This is a genomic window from Bradyrhizobium vignae (assembly GCF_004114425.1).
GTDB lineage: Bacteria > Pseudomonadota > Alphaproteobacteria > Rhizobiales > Xanthobacteraceae > Bradyrhizobium > Bradyrhizobium vignae.
On record NZ_RDQF01000007.1, the window covers coordinates 114176 to 128715 of the forward strand.

Consider the following 14540-nt stretch of genomic DNA (forward strand, 5'->3'; position numbering starts at 1 on the left):
AGCGACGGGAAGCGGAGCGGGTGCATGGATCGTCTCAAGTTGAAGACCGTGCTCGGTGGTCACCCTCACGTCAAGGCGGTGAAGAGCGGCGAACTCCGCTCCGACCTCTTCGATCTCGACTTTGTCGAGTACACGCCAACCAACGCGGCGTTCAAACCGATGGTGCGCGAGCAAGCCTTCGACGTCTGCGAGATGGCGATCGTCACCTATCTGATGGCGAAAGCCCACGGCAAGCCATTGGTGCTGCTACCGGCAACCATGCTCGGCCGCTTTCAGCATTCCCATGCGCTGTACAACCCCGCGCATCGAACGCTGCGGCCGACCGATCTCGAAGGCAAGCGCGTCGGCATCCGCTCCTTCACGACCACGACGGGGGCCTGGATCAGGGGCATCCTTGCCAACGACTACGGCGTCAATCTCGACAAGGTAAAATGGGTGACGTTCGAGGATCCCCATGTCGCCGAATATGTCGACAGCACCGAGCGCGCGCCGAAGGACAAGAAGATTCTCCAGATGCTGCTCGACGGCGAGCTCGACGCCGCGCTCGGCGAGACCTCGGATAATCCCAAGCTGAAGCCGCTGTTTCCTGATCCCGCCGGCGAGGCCGCCAAATGGTACGCGCGGCGCGGCGCCGTGCCAGTCAATCATCTGGTGGTCGTGACCGAGCAACTCGCGAAATCGCGCCCCGATGTGGTCGCGGGCGTTTATGATCTGCTCAAGCGGAACAAGGAGCAGGCAGGACCTGCGGCAACACCCGACCTCGTCCCGTTCGGGATCGAGGCCATTAGGAAGCCGCTCGAGCTGATCGTCGACTATGCGTTTCAGCAGGCGCTGATTCCGCGGTGCTACGCGGTCGAAGAGCTTTTCGATGTGACGACGCGAGGATTGAACTGATGGTAGATGATCCCAGGCGGTGGCAGATCGGGCTGGTCGGCTATGGCGAGGTCGGCAGGATTCTGGCCGAGGATTTGCGTCAGCAGGACATCAAGGTGGCCGCCTACGACATCAAGCTCGGTGGCGAGCAGGGCGAACCGAGGCGGACCGGATCCTCGCCAAGATCAATCGCACCAAGTAATCAGATCAAGATCGTGCCAAGACCCGAAAGCTCACGACCTGGTCGCGCGCGCGTTCGATCAGGTCGATCAGATTTCTGGATTTGCGGACGAGCTGCTCCGTGGCCGGTTGTGTGCGGAATTCCGCTAGCACGGCGCGAACGCATTTGTTGGCGGCATCGAGCGTCCAGAGCGTACGGTTCACGTCGGCCTGCGTCTGGATCGCCGTGATATCGAGACCCGAGAGAACATGGCCGATGCCGTCGAGCCGCTTCACCGCCGAATCGGTGGGTGTAGGGGCCGGGACGGAATCATCATCGATGCTGCTGAATGCGCTGAACATACCCCTACTTCCCCACTGAACGCATATGGTCAGTGCAGGCCGTAGTTATGGTCGGCGTGGCCGGCCTCGCAATGCGTTGGGCTACGGTCCGGGATTCTACCGACTTCGGTAGGCTCGAGCCGGCGGTAAAATCGAACTGCAGGGACCGCTCGTACGACGCCGTGATGACCAATTCGGAACGTTCCGCGTGCAGTGTCACGCGATCCCGGGATAACCAGCGGAACCGCTCTCACTTCTTCGGACTGAACAGGGTGGGCCGCTGCCGCGCAAATGTCTGCCGGCCGCCCTTGAAGCCCATCAGGACATCGGGCAGCTCACCGATAGCGAAGCGGCTGTCCTTTGTATCGAGCACGATGAGATCGGCGGGATTGCCGACCTTGATACCGTAGTCGCTGAGGTTCATCAGCCGGGCCGGGAGCTCGGTCACGAGATCGAGGCAGGTGTCGAAATCGCTCACCGAGGCGTGCGCGACATTTGCGTAGAAATTCGCCATCCGCAGCAGCGAGGCATCGCCGAACGGCGTGAAGGGGTTGAGCACGTTGTTGGTCGCGATCGAGCACACGACGCCGTCGCCCGCGAGCTTGTGTGCAAGCGTCAGCCCGCGTGGCGCATTGCAGGGAGCTTCGCGCCCCATCAGATAGAGATCGGTCGCGGGCAGCACGGTGACGGCAATGCCGGCCTTTGCCAGCTGCGCGGTGGCGGCCTTCATACGCTCCGGCGGCAGTGCGGAGAGTTTTGTCGCGTGGCCGATCGCCACACGTCCCCCGTAGTTGCGCCGCCCGGTCTGGCGGCAAACCTCATCGAGATGCCACCAGGTGGGGTCGAGATCGAAATCGAGATGCAGGTCGACATCGACGTCGAATTCCTCAGCGAGATCGAAGACGCGCGCGAGATGCGCATTTGGGTCGGCGTCCATGTAGGGACAGCCGCCGATGACCTCGCCGCCGTCGCGCAGCGCCTGGATCAGCAACTCCTCGGCTCCGGGATCGTTGGTCAGGCCTTCCTGCGGGAAGACGCAGAGCTCCAGATCGATCGCCCAGGCGTAGTCGCGCTGAAGCGCCTTCACCGCCTCGAAGCCGCGCAAGCCGATGCGCGGGTCGATCTCGACATGCGTTCGCATCCGCGTCGTGCCGTGGACGATGGCGCGTTCGAGCACTTTTGCGCCGCGCGCGTAGACGTCCTCGACCGTGAAATCCTTCTTCATCCCGGCAACGGCGCGGATCGCTTCCGAGAGGCTGCCGTGATCGTGCGCGCAGCGGCCGAGCAGGCAGGCCTTGTCGAGATGGATGTGCGTGTCGACGAACCCGGGCAGGGCGAGATGCCCACTGAGATCGATCTCGACAGCCTCGCAGGCGAGGTGGGGCTCGATCGCTGCGATACGTCCGCCCTTCACGCCGATATCGAGGGGTGCGGCGGATGATCGCAACAGCGCGTTGCGGAAGATCAGGTCTAGGGAGCTCTGGGTCAGCATGGCGTGAATTCAACTGCGGCAGCCTAGCGGAAGCCGTGGCAGCAGGCAGCTCCAGAATGTGTGCAGTCGGGGTGGCGGATTGTTCAAAAAATATGCATGCACTTTGAGGGCTGAATTGTAGAATGCCGGCACTCTGGAGAACCCGCCATGTCCGTGCCCGCCAAAGCCGAACGTCCGATGACCGACGCCGAAATCGTGGAGGCCTATCTCACGGCTTCGATGATACCCGATCCCGACGCAGCGGTGGCTTACATGAAGCCGGGGACGGTGATCACGTTCACCGGCGGACGCGAGTTCGATCATCCGCGTGGGCCGACCGGCTTCAATGCGAAACGATATCGCTGGGTCAAGAAGAAGATGGACCGCTTCGACGTCTGCCCCGGTGCGGAGGAGACCGTCGTCTACAGTGTCGGCACGCTCTACGGCGAATGGATGGACGGTACGCCGTTCGAGGGCAACCGCTATGTCGACCGCTTCGTCGTCCGGGGCGGGCAGATCGTCAAGATGGATGTCTGGAATGACAGCGCCGAGCGCATCCTCGTTCAGCGCGGCATCGAGGCTTAGCCCCTCCGCGCGATTTTCGGCAGCTTGACGACGCGGTCGCTCGTCACCTCGTCGGCATAGGGCGCCAGAATATCGAGCAGATCACGGCCGCGCTGCGGAGTCGGAGCGACCAGCGCGCGATTGGCCACGGAATCGAGGTGATGATGCATCAGTTCCATCACCTTGGCCGCGTCGCCCTTGGCCAGCGCTGATATGATGGCGCGATGCTCGTTGATGGCGCATTCGGTGGAATGCGGCCGGCTGTAGAGCGACAGCGTCAGGCAGCAGCGATAGGCGACCTCGCTGACATAGCGCACCAGGATCGGGCTGTTCGTCATGTGCGCGAGCAGGATGTGGAATTCGGTCGCGAGCCGGATCGAGACCGCATCCGTGCCGCCGCGGGCGCGATCCTCGGCGTCGACATGGGCGTTCAGCTCGGCGATCTGCGCCTTGGTCAGCTTGCCCGCGAGCTGACGCACGACGAGACGTTCGAGCTCGATGCGGATGTCGAATGCGTCGCGCGCCTCCTGCCAGCTCGGCGTCGCCACCACCGCGATCCGGTTGCGGCGGAGCTCGACGAGACCTTCGGCGGCGAGTTGGCCCAGCGCGTGGCGGGCAATGGTGCGGCTGACGCCAAAGCGCTCGCCGAGCGCGTCCTCGGGCAGCTTTGCGCCGGGCTCCAGCGCCTGCTCGATGATGGCGCGCCGCAACGCGCGGCAGATCACGCTGACCTTGTCCGATGATTCAGAAGTCCTGCTGCTCGCGCGCGCCGGCATCGGCGAATCCCATACGAGGTGAGATCTCTCTTTAGCATAGGCTCGCGTCAATTCAGCGCTCGAATTGCATGCAGTTTGGGGCCCGCGCTGCCCAAATCGAATCCGGTGATTTGGCGCAGGTTTTGGCGAGGTCATTGAATTCGCGGGCGCCGATCTCTGGCATCTGGCTTGCATGCACTTTGACCGTGATGCGCATGCAACCCAAGACCCAGCTTGACCGCCAGCCCCGTCCCGAAGGCGCCGCCGCGACTGCTATCGAGCTGTCGGAAGTGTCCGTGACCTTCGGGCGCGGCGACCGCGCCGTGCCGGCTCTATCGAAGACCACGCTGAAAATCGCTGACGGCGAGTTTGTCGCACTGGTCGGCCCGTCCGGATGCGGCAAGTCGACCATTTTGCGTCTCGTCAGTGGCTTGGTGCGGCCGACCAGCGGCGTCGTCATCGTCGGCGGCCGCGAGGTGGCGGCGCGGGCGATGCGAGTCGGCATGGCCTTCCAGAACCCGACCATGCTGCCGTGGATGACGATCGAGCGGAACATCATGCTGCCGCTGAAGATCGTCGAGCCGTTCCGCTCGAATTTCCGCAGGCTGCGCAAGACCGAGTTTCGCGACAAGGCCAACGCGCTGCTGGAGCAGGTCGGCCTCAAGGGGTTCGGCAGCCGTTATCCCTGGCAACTTTCCGGCGGCATGCTCCAGCGCGCCAATCTCTGCCGCGCGCTGATCCACGAGCCACGGATGCTGCTGCTGGATGAGCCTTTCGGCGCGCTCGACCAGTTCACCCGCGAGGAACTGTGGGCGATCCTTCAGACCCTCTGGATGACGCACAAGCCGACCGTGCTGCTGGTCACTCACGATCTGCGCGAGGCCGGTTTCCTCGCCAGCCGCATCTGCGTGATGAGCGCGCGCCCCGGCCGCATCCTCGACGACAGCCGCGTCGGGTTCGCGCGGCCGCGCACGGTCGCGATGACCTTCGAGCCGGATTTCGTCGCGCTGAACCAGAAGCTGCGCGCCTTCATCGAAGATGCGCGCAGCGCAGCTGAGCAGGGGGCAGGCTGATGTTCGGGATCGATGTCAGGCAGAAGGCGTGGTCGGCGGGGCTGATCGTGCTGTTCTTCCTCGCCTGGGAGCTGTTCTGCCTGATGACCGGCATGTCCGACCTGGTGTTGCCGCGGCCCTCGCAGGTGTTCGTGACGCTGGTCCAGCGTTTCCCGGTGCTGTGGCCGCACATCGTGCAGACGCTCGCCACCACCATGTTCGGCTTCGTCCTCGGCGTCGCGCTCGGTGTCGCCCTCGGCGCGATCATCGGCGTCTCCAAGACGGCCTATGACACCTGCTATCCGCTCCTGATCGGCTTCTCCTCGATCCCCAAGGTCGCTGTCGTGCCGATCTTCGTCCTGTGGTTCGGCTCCGGCACGGTGCCGGCGGTGCTGACCGCGCTGTCGATCTGCTTCTTCCCGATCGTCGTCAATATCGCGACAGGCCTTGCGACCACCGAGCCCGAGCTCGAGGACGTCTTGAAGGCGCTCGGCGCCAGCAAGCTCGACATCCTCTGGAATGTCGGTCTGCCCAGGACCATGCCGTTCTTCTTCGCTTCGCTGAAGGTCGCGATCTCCTACGCTTTCGTCGGTGCAGTGCTGTCGGAAACGGTCGCCTCCAACCGCGGCATCGGCAACGTCATGATGACCGCGTCCTCCAACTTCAACGTGCCGCTGGTGTTCGCCGGCCTGTTCGTGCTCGCCGGCCTCGGCGTCGCGCTCTACGTCGTGTTCTCGCTGATCGAGGGCCAGGTCACCGGCTGGGCCACGCGCAAGAACGACGTGATCGCCACCTGAATTCTTGAACCGTCACGCAACGAAGCTGAGGAGGTCTCGATGTTGAGGATGTTAAGTGCGGCGCTGGTGGGATTGGCGCTGTCCGCAGGCGCCGCTACGGCGGAGGAAACCACGATCAAGTTCACACTGGGCTGGAAAACCCAGGGCAGCGACGCCGCATTCTTCTATGCCAAGGACCACGGTTTCTTCAAGGAAGAGGGCCTCAACGTCGTCATCGACCAGGGCGAGGGCTCCGGCGCCACCGTCACGCGCGTGATGTCCGGCGCCTATGACGCCGGCTTCGGCGACGTCAATGCCATCATCCAGAACGCCTCGACCAAGCCGCAGGAGGCGCCGGTGATGGTCTACATGATGTGGAACCAGCCGCCGTTCGCCATTGTCGCCAAGAAGACCAGTGGCATCAACACCATCAAGGATTTCGAAGGCCACACGCTCGGCGGCGCGCAGGGCACGCCGACGACGCGCCTTCTGCCGGTGTTCACGCGCAAGAATGGGCTCGACGGTGAAAAGATCAAGATCTCCAACATGGCGCCGAATCTGCAGGAGCCGATGCTGATCAAGGGCGATATCGATGCCGCCCTGGTCTTCAATATCACCAGCTATTTCAACCTGGTGCTCAACCGCCAGGATCCGGACAAGGACTTCAAATGGTTCTCGTTCGGTGAGTACGGCCTCGATCTCTATTCGAACGGCGTGATGGTCTCCCGCAAGCTGATCGCCTCGAACCCGAAGGCCGTCGCGGGCCTGGTGCGCGCCATCAACAAGGGCGCGATCGCGGTTGCCAAGGACCAGAACGCCGGAATGAAGGCGGCGCTGAACTACGACAACCTCATTAATGCCGATGTCGAGAAGCGCCGGCTGCAATATTCCTTCGAGAAGCTGATCGTCTCGCCGGAGATGAGGGAGATCGGCATCGGCGACATCAAGGACGACCGCATGACACGCGCCATCGGCATTGTGGTCGAGGGCTATCAGCTCGCCCGCGCGCCGACGCCGGCAGAAGTGTTCTCACGCGAATTCCTGCCACCGCGCGCGGAGCGGGAGCTGGTGTATACTGCCAACTGATTTCGGAGGGACAGCCATGGTCACGCAGATTGCGGCAACCAGCCTGTTCCGTGACCCTGATCGCGGCGTCAGCGACAATGTCGTGCTGCGGCACGACGGGGGCGTCATCACCGATATCTCGGAAGGAGCGGGGCCGGGGCCTCGCTCCTTCGTCATCCCGGCCTTCGTCAACGCCCATGATCATGCCCGCGCCACAGCGTCGTCCTTCGGCGCCGTCGGCATGCCCCTGGAAAGCTGGATCCTGCGGACCGCATTGGGCTCACCAGTCGATCCCTATCTGACGGCAGCCTCTGCGTTGGCCCGTTCCGCCAAGGCAGGCTGCGCGGCCATGATGGTCCACTACACCCGCCCGAGCGGGACGATGCCGTTGGTCGACGAGGCCAAGGCCGTCGCGAAAGCTGCGTCCGACGTCGGCATCCGCATCGCGTTTGCGATGGCCGTGCGTGACCGCAACCCGATCGTCTATGGTGATGCCGAGCCGGTGCTCTCGGGACTTCCCAGGGAGGACCGCAAGACCATCGAGGACCTCTTCGTTCGCACGCCGATCTCGCCCAAGGCTTATATCGAGCTGACCGACGCCATTGCCGCCGCCATCGCCGGCCCGATGGTCGACGTGCAACTCGGGCCCGCCGGCGTGCAATGGTGCTCGAAGCCGCTGCTGGAAGCGGTGGCCGAGAACTCCGCGCGGACCGGCCGCCGCATTCACATGCACCTCCTGGAAACGGTGTACCAGCGTGCCTGGGCCGACCAGAATTTTCCCGATATGGTGCGTTGGCTGCGCGACGTTGGCTTCCTCTCCGAGCGGCTGACGCTGGCGCATTGCGTCCACGCCCGCCCGGACGAGCTGGAGATGATTGCAGCCTCCGGCGCACGCATCGTCACTAACTTCAGCTCGAATATGCATCTGCGCTCCGGCCTCGCCCCGATCCCGGGCGCCCACAAATGCGGCTGCCCCATCACTGTCGGCGTCGACGGGCTGGCGCTGGATGAGGATGACGATATCCTCCGCGAAATGCGGCTGGTGCTGATGGTACATGGCGGCCTCGGCTTCGAGGCGACATGGACACCGGCCGAAATGTTTGCACTCGCCATCCGCAACGGGCGCAGCGCCACCGGCGCGCCGGGTACCGGCGAACTCGCTGCTGGCAACCCCGCCGACTACGTCGTCATCGATCTCGACCGGCTCGATCGCGACGCGATCATGCCGGTCGATCCGATGGCGCTGCTGTTCGCGCGCGGCAATGCGTCGCTTGTGAAGGAGGTCGTCGTCGCCGGCAAGACCATCGCGAGGGAAGGGGTCTGTTCTGGCGTCGATCTGCCGGTGATCGAACAGGAATTGCGGGCAATGTACCGCGCCAATGTCGGCAAGCTCCACAGCTTCCAGCGTGTGTGGCCGCCGCTGTCACAGCGACTGGAGGGCTGGTTCGAACAGCAGCTGACCTGCGAGTGACATGCCGAACGGCGCCGCGACGGAATGTATATCACGGAATGTATATCAAAGAGCGATGGCTGGTAGACGCAGCCGCGTCTGGCGCTTGACGGACCTGTAGGCTATCAGCTCCTAGATAGTTCGACACCAGTCCGTTCGAGGAGTCCCTGATGCGCCTACCTACCATTCTCCTGGCCCTGACATGTCTTGCGGGCGCAGCTTCAGCCGAAGACCTCACGGGCACGCTCCAGAAGGTCAAGGAGACCAAGAAGATCACGTTAGGCTATCAGGAAGCCTCGGTGCCATTCAGCTATCTCGACGGCAACCAGAAGCCGGTCGGCTTCGCGATGGACATCTGCCTCAGGATCGTCGATGCCGTGAAGAAGCAGCTCGGCATGCCCGACATCGCAGTCGATTATCTCGCCGTGACCTCGTCGAACCGGATCCCCTTAATGGTCAACGGCACGCTCGACCTGCATTGCTCGGCGACCACCAACAACGCCGACCGCCAGAAGCAGGTCGCTTTCACCAACACGCATTTCCTCAGCGCGACGCGGTTTGCCGCCAAGAAGGCCGCCAAGATCAACACCATCGACGATCTCAAGGGCAAGGCGGTGACGGCGGTCGCGGGATCTGTGAATCTGACGCAACTCGCCAAGGTCAACGCCGACCGCAACCTCGGCATCAACATCATGCCGGCCAAGGACCAGGCCGAGGCCTTCCTGTTGCTGGAGACCGACCGCGCCCAGGCCTACGCACTCGACGACGTCCAGCTTGCGGTCGCGATCGCGCGGTCGAAGGAGCCGCAAGCATTCATGATCAGCGAGGAGGCGTTCTCCAAACCGGAGCCCTACGGCATCATGCTGCGGCGAGAGGACGCTCCATTCAAGGCGCTCGCCGATCGCGCAACCGCGGAGCTTTATGCCAGCCCAGAGATCGAGGTCCTCTACAAGAAATGGCTGCAATCGCCGACACCGCCGAACGGCCTCAACTACAACGTCCCGATGTCATCAGCCTTGCGCAACGCGTTCAAGAAACCGAGCTCCAGCGCCGATCCCGATGTGTATGTGGCGAACTGAGGCGAAGGAAGAGCGCTCTGCTTAAGCGTTCGAATACTTCTTCAGTTCGAATCGCGCGATCTGGTTCCGGTGAACCTCATCCGGCCCGTCGGCAAGACGTAGCAGACGCGCGGTGGCGTAAGCTTGGGTCAGTCCGAAATCGTTCGAGGTGCCGCCGCCGCCATGGGCCTGGATTGCCCAGTCGATGATCTGGCAGGCCATGTTGGGTACGGCAACCTTGATCATGGCGATCTCGGCCTTCGCGACCTTGTTGCCGACCGTGTCGATCGCGTGGGCCGCATTCAGCGTGAGCAGCCGCGCCTGCTCGATCATGATGCGGGCTTCCGCAATGCGCTCCTGCGTCACCGTCTGCTCCGAGACCGGCTTGCCGAAGGCAACCCGGCTGCGCACGCGCCGGCACATCTTCTCAAGCGTGCGTTCGGCAAGGCCGATCAGGCGCATGCAATGATGGATGCGGCCGGGCCCGAGGCGGCCCTGCGCGATCTCGAAACCGCGGCCTTCGCCGAGCAGCATGTTCTCTTTGGGCACGCGTACATTTGTGAAGATCACTTCGGAAGCGCGGTCCGGCACGCCGTAGAAGCCGAACACGGGCAGGGGACGTTTCACCTCGATACCCGGCGTGTCCATCGGCACCAGGATCATGGATTGCTGCTTGTGACGATCCGGATTGTCTGGGTCGGTCTTGCCCATGAAGATGCAGATCTTGCAGCGAGGGTCGGTCGCGTTGGTCGTGTACCATTTGCGGCCGTTGATGACGTAATGGTCGCCGTCGCGCACGATCGAGCTTTCGATGTTGGTCGCATCGGATGATGCGACCGCCGGCTCGGTCATGGCGAAGCAGGAGCGGATCTCGCCTGCAAGCAGTGGCTTCAGCCAGCGCTCCTTGTCCTGCTCCGAGCCGTAGCGCTCCAGTACCTCCATGTTGCCGGTGTCGGGTGCCGAGCAGTTGAACACCTCCGGTGCGAGATGCGAGCGGCCCATCACCTCGCAGAGCGGCGCGTATTCGAGATTGGAAAGACCCGCGCCGTGATTGCTCTCGGGCAGGAACAGATTCCACAGCCCCTCGGCGCGCGCCAGCGGCTTCAGCTCCTCGATGACCGGATAGACCTTCCACGGCCCGAGCTCTTCGGCCTCGCGATAGAACCGCTCCTCGTTCGGATAGATGTGCCGGTCCATGAAGCCTTCGAGCCTCCGCTTGAGCTCGACGACTTTGGGCGACATCGGGTAGAGCATCTTTGGTCTCCTTGATCGATGGGCGGCACGGACGCGATCGCGGGCCGCTTCATGTGACGCGATACTCCCTAAATCTCTCGCGCAGCGCGGATTTCAGCACCTTGCCGGTGCCGGTCATCGGGAATTCATCGAGGAATTCGACGGCGTCCGGCAGCCACCAGCTCGCGATCTTCGGACGCATGTGGTCGAGCAGCGTCTTGCCGTCGACGGTCGCGCCCTTCTTGCGGACGACGAGGAGGAGCGGGCGCTCCTGCCATTTCTCGTGTGTGATCGCGACCACAGCCGCTTGCAGCACGTCGGGATGGGACAGCGCAATGTCCTCGAGCTGGATCGAGGAGATCCATTCGCCGCCGGACTTGATCACGTCCTTGGAGCGGTCGGTCAGCGTGACGTGGCCTTGGCCGTCGATCACGGCCATGTCGCCGGTGATCAGCCAGCCGTCGCGGTCGAGGCCCTCGTCGAGCTTCATGTAGCCGGAGGCGACCCAGGGCCCACGGGCGCGCAGATGGCCGACGGTCTTGCCATCGCGCGGCAGCTCAACGCCGGCATCGTCGACGATGCGCAAGGCGGTGCCGAAACAGGCGCGCCCCGAGACTTGGCGCCGATCGAATTTCTCCTTGTCGCTCAGATGTTCCGAGCCAGGCCGGAGGCTCGGCATCGAGCAGCCCAAGGCCTCGGTCATGCCCCAGGCCTGGATGTAATCGACATTGTACTCGCGCTTGAGCTTCTCGACCATCGCGCGGGGCGGGGCGGAGCCCGACGACAGCGTCGCGCGGAGCGTGGAGAATTTGTTGCCGGTGCGCCCAAGCCAGTCGAGCAGGATCAGCCAGAAGCTCGGCACGCCCGCCGAGAGTGTCACCTTCTCGCCCTCGAGCAATTCATAGAGCTTGTCGGGCTCGTAGTTGCGGCCGGGCAGCACCAGCTTCGAGCCGGTGTAGGGCGCGGTGAACGGCATGTTCCAGCCATTGCCGTGGAACAGCGGCGCCATCGGCATCATAACCTCGCGCACGCCTTCGACGTGGCCCGGCAGGAAGTCGAAACTGCAGCAGGTCATGGTCTGCAGGATCGCGGCGCGGTGCGAGTAGATCACGCCCTTGGGATTGCCGGTGGTGCCCGAGGTGTAGCAGATCGTCGAGGCGGATTTTTCGTCGAATTCCGGCCAGGCAAAGCCGGTGTCGTTCTCCTTCTCCAGAAGCTCTTCGTAACAATGCACGTTCGCGAGCTTCGTCTCCGGCATCCGCTCGCGCGAGGACATCACGACATAGGCCTCGATCGTCTCGAGCTGCGGCGCGATGGCCTCGACGATCGGCAGCGTGGCACGGTCGATGAACAGCAGGCGATCTTCGGCGTGGTTGATGATGTAGACGAGCTGCTCGGGAAACAGGCGCGGGTTGATGGTGTGCAGTACATAGCTCATGCCCGGCGCGGCGTAGAACATCTCGAAATGCCGGTGCGTATTCCAGGCCAGCGTGCCGACGCGGTCGCCGGGATTCATGCCAAGGCGCTTCAACGCGAGCGCCATGCGCTTGATGCGCGGATGGGCGTCCGCGTAGGTGTAGCGATGGATGTCGCCCTCGATCTCGCGCGCGACGATCTCGGCTTCGCCGTGATAGTCGGCCGCATATTGGATCAGGCCGCTGATCAGAAGCGGCATGTCCATCATCAATCCCTGCATGGTCTCCTCCAGATGCCGCGTCGTTGCGTGGCGCAGATTTTTGATTTGCGCGGAAGGTTAGCGGAACGTCGCGGAGCCTTCACGCAAAAAACAGCGAGCGCGATTGCATGCAGCGCTTTTTCGAGGCTAACGTGAGGTGAGCTGCCGGCGAAGCAGCCTTTGCGGTGGAGGAGATGGATGTCAGCGGAAAGACACAAGATCGATACAACCGACGCATCTATGGTCGACGTTTCCGCTCTCCGTGCCCGCTACCGCGACGAGCGCGATCGTCGCCTGCGCGGGGAGGGCAAGGCGCAATATATCGAGGTCACAGGCGAGTTCAGCCGCTATCTCGACGACCCCTGGGCCGATCCCGGCTTTGCGCGGCCAGCCATCAGCGAAGCGACCGAAGTGCTCATCGTCGGCGGCGGCTTCGGTGGTCTGTTGTGTGGCGCACGATTGCGCGAGGCCGGCATCGCGGATTTTCGCATCGTGGAAAAGGCCGCCGACTTCGGCGGCACCTGGTACTGGAATCGTTATCCCGGCGCTGCCTGCGATACCGAGAGCTATATCTATCTGCCGCTCCTGGAAGAGACAGGCTACATGCCGGTGCGCAAATACGCCCGGGCGCCGGAGATCTACGAGCACTCGCGCCGCATCGGCCGTCATTTCGGGCTCTACGAGCGCGCACTGTTTCAGACCGTCATCTCGCGGATGACGTGGCAGGAGCAGGAGGCGCGCTGGATGGTCGAGACCGATCGGGGCGACCAGATCCGCGCACGCTTCGTCATTCTTGCCGGAGGACCGCTGAGCCGTCCGAAGCTGCCGGGCATTCCCGGCATAGAGACGTTCAAGGGGCACAGCTTCCACACCAGTCGTTGGGACTACGACTACACCGGCGGCAATGCCGATGGTGGCCTGACCGGTCTTGCCGACAAGCGCGTCGGCATCATCGGCACCGGCGCAACCGCCGTGCAATGCGTGCCGCACCTCGGCCGTTCGGCGAAGGAGCTCTATGTCTTTCAGCGCACGCCGTCCGCGATCGGTGTTCGCGACGACCGGCCAACGGATCCGGCCTGGGCGCAGAACCTCAAGCCAGGCTGGCAGCGCGAACGCATGGATAATTTTACGTCCGTGATTTCAGGCGAGCCGTTCGAACAGGATCTGGTGCAGGACGGCTGGACCGGCCTGCTCGGCGAGATCCTGCTGGCGCCGCGCCGCCAGAAGCAGCCGGTGACCTCGATGGAGGAGGCGCTGCAGGTCATCGAGCAGGCGGACTACCGCAAGATGGAGGAGATCCGCGCCCGCGTCGATGCCGTGGTGACGGACGAGGCGACCGCTTCCGCGCTCAAGCCCTGGTACAAGGCATTCTGCAAGCGGCCGTGCTTCCACGACGAATATCTCGACACGTTCAATCGTCCCAACGTGCATCTCGTGGATACCAGAGGGCAGGGCGTCGAGCGCATCACGGAGAACGCTGTCGTGGTCGGCGGCAAAGCCTATGAGCTCGACTGCCTGATCTATGCCAGCGGTTTCGAGGTCGGCACCGATTACGCGCGCCGCATGGGCTTCGAGGTCTATGGCCGGGACGGCATCAGCCTGTCCCAGCGCTGGCGCGACGGCGTCAAGACGCTGCACGGCTTCTACAGCCGCGGCTTCCCGAACTGCTTCCTGATCGTCACTGTGCAAGCCGGACAGAGCGCCAACTTCCCGCACATCATCGACGAGCAGTCGCGGCACATCGCCTATGTCATCAAGCAGGCCCGCGAGCGCAAGGCGCGCACCCTGGAGCCGACGCTTGCCGCCGAGAACGCCTGGGTGGACGAGGTCGTCAAGGCCGCACTCGGCCGGCAGACCTATCTCGCCGAATGTACGCCGGGCTACTACAACAACGAAGGCGTATTCGATCCGATCGCGGCAAGAAACAGCCAATATTGGCGCGGGCCCGTGGCATTCCTGCGGCTGCTCGACAAATGGCGCAAGGAGGGCAATCTGGAAGGCCTCGAATTGTCCTATCATCAGGCCATGGAGTCGGCGCGTTCCACCGGGTAAGATTGCGCCGCCGAG

At 63.5% G+C, this 14540-nt stretch carries 13 protein-coding genes and 1 pseudogene; 9 read left to right on the forward strand and 5 right to left on the reverse strand.

Features of this window, described 5'->3' with window-relative positions; genetic code table 11:
* Positions 1-24 precede the first annotated feature (24 nt).
* On the forward strand, positions 25-894 hold the full coding sequence (locus tag EAV90_RS08475; protein WP_129143160.1) for an ABC transporter substrate-binding protein: 870 nt from the start codon (positions 25-27) through the stop codon (positions 892-894).
* Positions 894-1028: pseudogene (locus EAV90_RS40415) on the forward strand (NAD(P)-dependent oxidoreductase); the annotation flags it as partial. The gene EAV90_RS08475 and the pseudogene EAV90_RS40415, both read left to right, overlap by 1 nt.
* Before the next feature lie 52 nt (positions 1029-1080).
* Here the strand turns inward: EAV90_RS40415 and EAV90_RS08485 are convergent.
* Both EAV90_RS08485 and EAV90_RS08490 read right to left on the reverse strand, forming a co-directional pair.
* The gene (locus tag EAV90_RS08485) at positions 1081-1395 is read right to left on the reverse strand and encodes a hypothetical protein (protein WP_129143161.1); all 315 of its coding nucleotides are present in this window, start codon (positions 1393-1395) and stop codon (positions 1081-1083) included.
* 229 nt (positions 1396-1624) lie between these two features.
* Positions 1625-2866, reverse strand: a complete 1242-nt coding sequence (locus EAV90_RS08490) for an amidohydrolase family protein (RefSeq protein WP_129143162.1) — start codon at positions 2864-2866, stop codon at positions 1625-1627.
* 147 nt (positions 2867-3013) lie between these two features.
* Here EAV90_RS08490 and EAV90_RS08495 point away from each other — a divergent pair, with 147 nt between their 5' ends.
* Positions 3014-3430, forward strand: coding sequence for a nuclear transport factor 2-like protein (locus EAV90_RS08495; protein WP_129143163.1), 417 nt, complete (start codon positions 3014-3016; stop codon positions 3428-3430).
* Here EAV90_RS08495 and EAV90_RS08500 read toward each other — a convergent pair.
* Positions 3427-4185 (reverse strand): GntR family transcriptional regulator, encoded by a 759-nt coding sequence (locus EAV90_RS08500; RefSeq protein ID WP_122403786.1) that lies wholly within the window; start codon positions 4183-4185, stop codon positions 3427-3429. The two genes, EAV90_RS08495 and EAV90_RS08500, sit on opposite strands and share 4 nt — an antisense overlap.
* A 194-nt stretch (positions 4186-4379) precedes the next feature.
* Between EAV90_RS08500 and EAV90_RS08505 the strand changes: the two genes are divergently transcribed.
* The 5 genes from EAV90_RS08505 to EAV90_RS08525 all read left to right on the forward strand — a co-directional run bounded on the left by EAV90_RS08505 (position 4380) and on the right by EAV90_RS08525 (position 9586).
* Positions 4380-5237: an ABC transporter ATP-binding protein gene (locus tag EAV90_RS08505; protein ID WP_245509477.1), complete on the forward strand. Its 858-nt coding sequence runs from the start codon at positions 4380-4382 to the stop codon at positions 5235-5237.
* A complete protein-coding gene (locus EAV90_RS08510; protein WP_129143165.1) occupies positions 5237-6013 on the forward strand; it encodes an ABC transporter permease in 777 nt (258 codons plus the stop codon). Before EAV90_RS08505 ends, EAV90_RS08510 begins: the two co-directional genes overlap by 1 nt.
* A gap of 39 nt (positions 6014-6052) precedes the next feature.
* Entirely contained in the window at positions 6053-7078 is a 1026-nt protein-coding gene (locus EAV90_RS08515) for an ABC transporter substrate-binding protein (RefSeq protein WP_129143166.1), read from the forward strand.
* Positions 7079-7094: 16 nt separating this feature from the next.
* A complete protein-coding gene (locus EAV90_RS08520; protein ID WP_129143167.1) occupies positions 7095-8528 on the forward strand; it encodes an amidohydrolase family protein in 1434 nt (477 codons plus the stop codon).
* A gap of 149 nt (positions 8529-8677) precedes the next feature.
* Positions 8678-9586 carry an amino acid ABC transporter substrate-binding protein gene (locus EAV90_RS08525; RefSeq protein ID WP_129143168.1) on the forward strand — a complete coding sequence of 303 codons (909 nt, stop codon included), beginning with the start codon at positions 8678-8680 and terminating at the stop codon, positions 9584-9586.
* A gap of 21 nt (positions 9587-9607) precedes the next feature.
* On the opposite strand, the gene EAV90_RS08530 is transcribed toward EAV90_RS08525, so the two are convergent.
* Together EAV90_RS08530 and EAV90_RS08535 are read right to left on the reverse strand one after the other, a co-directional pair.
* Positions 9608-10819: an acyl-CoA dehydrogenase family protein gene (locus tag EAV90_RS08530; RefSeq protein WP_129143169.1), complete on the reverse strand. Its 1212-nt coding sequence runs from the start codon at positions 10817-10819 to the stop codon at positions 9608-9610.
* A gap of 49 nt (positions 10820-10868) precedes the next feature.
* Complete coding sequence (locus EAV90_RS08535; protein WP_129143170.1) at positions 10869-12494, reverse strand: long-chain fatty acid--CoA ligase; 1626 nt, start codon at positions 12492-12494, stop codon at positions 10869-10871.
* Positions 12495-12671: 177 nt separating this feature from the next.
* Between EAV90_RS08535 and EAV90_RS08540 the strand changes: the two genes are divergently transcribed.
* A complete protein-coding gene (locus tag EAV90_RS08540) occupies positions 12672-14525 on the forward strand; it encodes a flavin-containing monooxygenase (RefSeq protein ID WP_129143171.1) in 1854 nt (617 codons plus the stop codon).
* Positions 14526-14540: the final 15 nt, after the last annotated feature.

Bases quoted from the DNA above. Each gene is read 5' to 3' on its own strand.
- EAV90_RS08475 (WP_129143160.1), top strand. From the start codon at position 25: ATGGATCGTCTCAAGTTGAAGACCGTGCTCGGTGGTCACCCTCACGTC.
- EAV90_RS08485 (WP_129143161.1), bottom strand. From the start codon at position 1,395: ATGTTCAGCGCATTCAGCAGCATCGATGATGATTCCGTCCCGGCCCCT.
- EAV90_RS08490 (WP_129143162.1), bottom strand. From the start codon at position 2,866: ATGCTGACCCAGAGCTCCCTAGACCTGATCTTCCGCAACGCGCTGTTG.
- EAV90_RS08495 (WP_129143163.1), top strand. From the start codon at position 3,014: ATGTCCGTGCCCGCCAAAGCCGAACGTCCGATGACCGACGCCGAAATC.
- EAV90_RS08500 (WP_122403786.1), bottom strand. From the start codon at position 4,185: ATGCCGGCGCGCGCGAGCAGCAGGACTTCTGAATCATCGGACAAGGTC.
- EAV90_RS08505 (WP_245509477.1), top strand. From the start codon at position 4,380: ATGCAACCCAAGACCCAGCTTGACCGCCAGCCCCGTCCCGAAGGCGCC.
- EAV90_RS08510 (WP_129143165.1), top strand. From the start codon at position 5,237: ATGTTCGGGATCGATGTCAGGCAGAAGGCGTGGTCGGCGGGGCTGATC.
- EAV90_RS08515 (WP_129143166.1), top strand. From the start codon at position 6,053: ATGTTGAGGATGTTAAGTGCGGCGCTGGTGGGATTGGCGCTGTCCGCA.
- EAV90_RS08520 (WP_129143167.1), top strand. From the start codon at position 7,095: ATGGTCACGCAGATTGCGGCAACCAGCCTGTTCCGTGACCCTGATCGC.
- EAV90_RS08525 (WP_129143168.1), top strand. From the start codon at position 8,678: ATGCGCCTACCTACCATTCTCCTGGCCCTGACATGTCTTGCGGGCGCA.
- EAV90_RS08530 (WP_129143169.1), bottom strand. From the start codon at position 10,819: ATGCTCTACCCGATGTCGCCCAAAGTCGTCGAGCTCAAGCGGAGGCTC.
- EAV90_RS08535 (WP_129143170.1), bottom strand. From the start codon at position 12,494: ATGCAGGGATTGATGATGGACATGCCGCTTCTGATCAGCGGCCTGATC.
- EAV90_RS08540 (WP_129143171.1), top strand. From the start codon at position 12,672: ATGTCAGCGGAAAGACACAAGATCGATACAACCGACGCATCTATGGTC.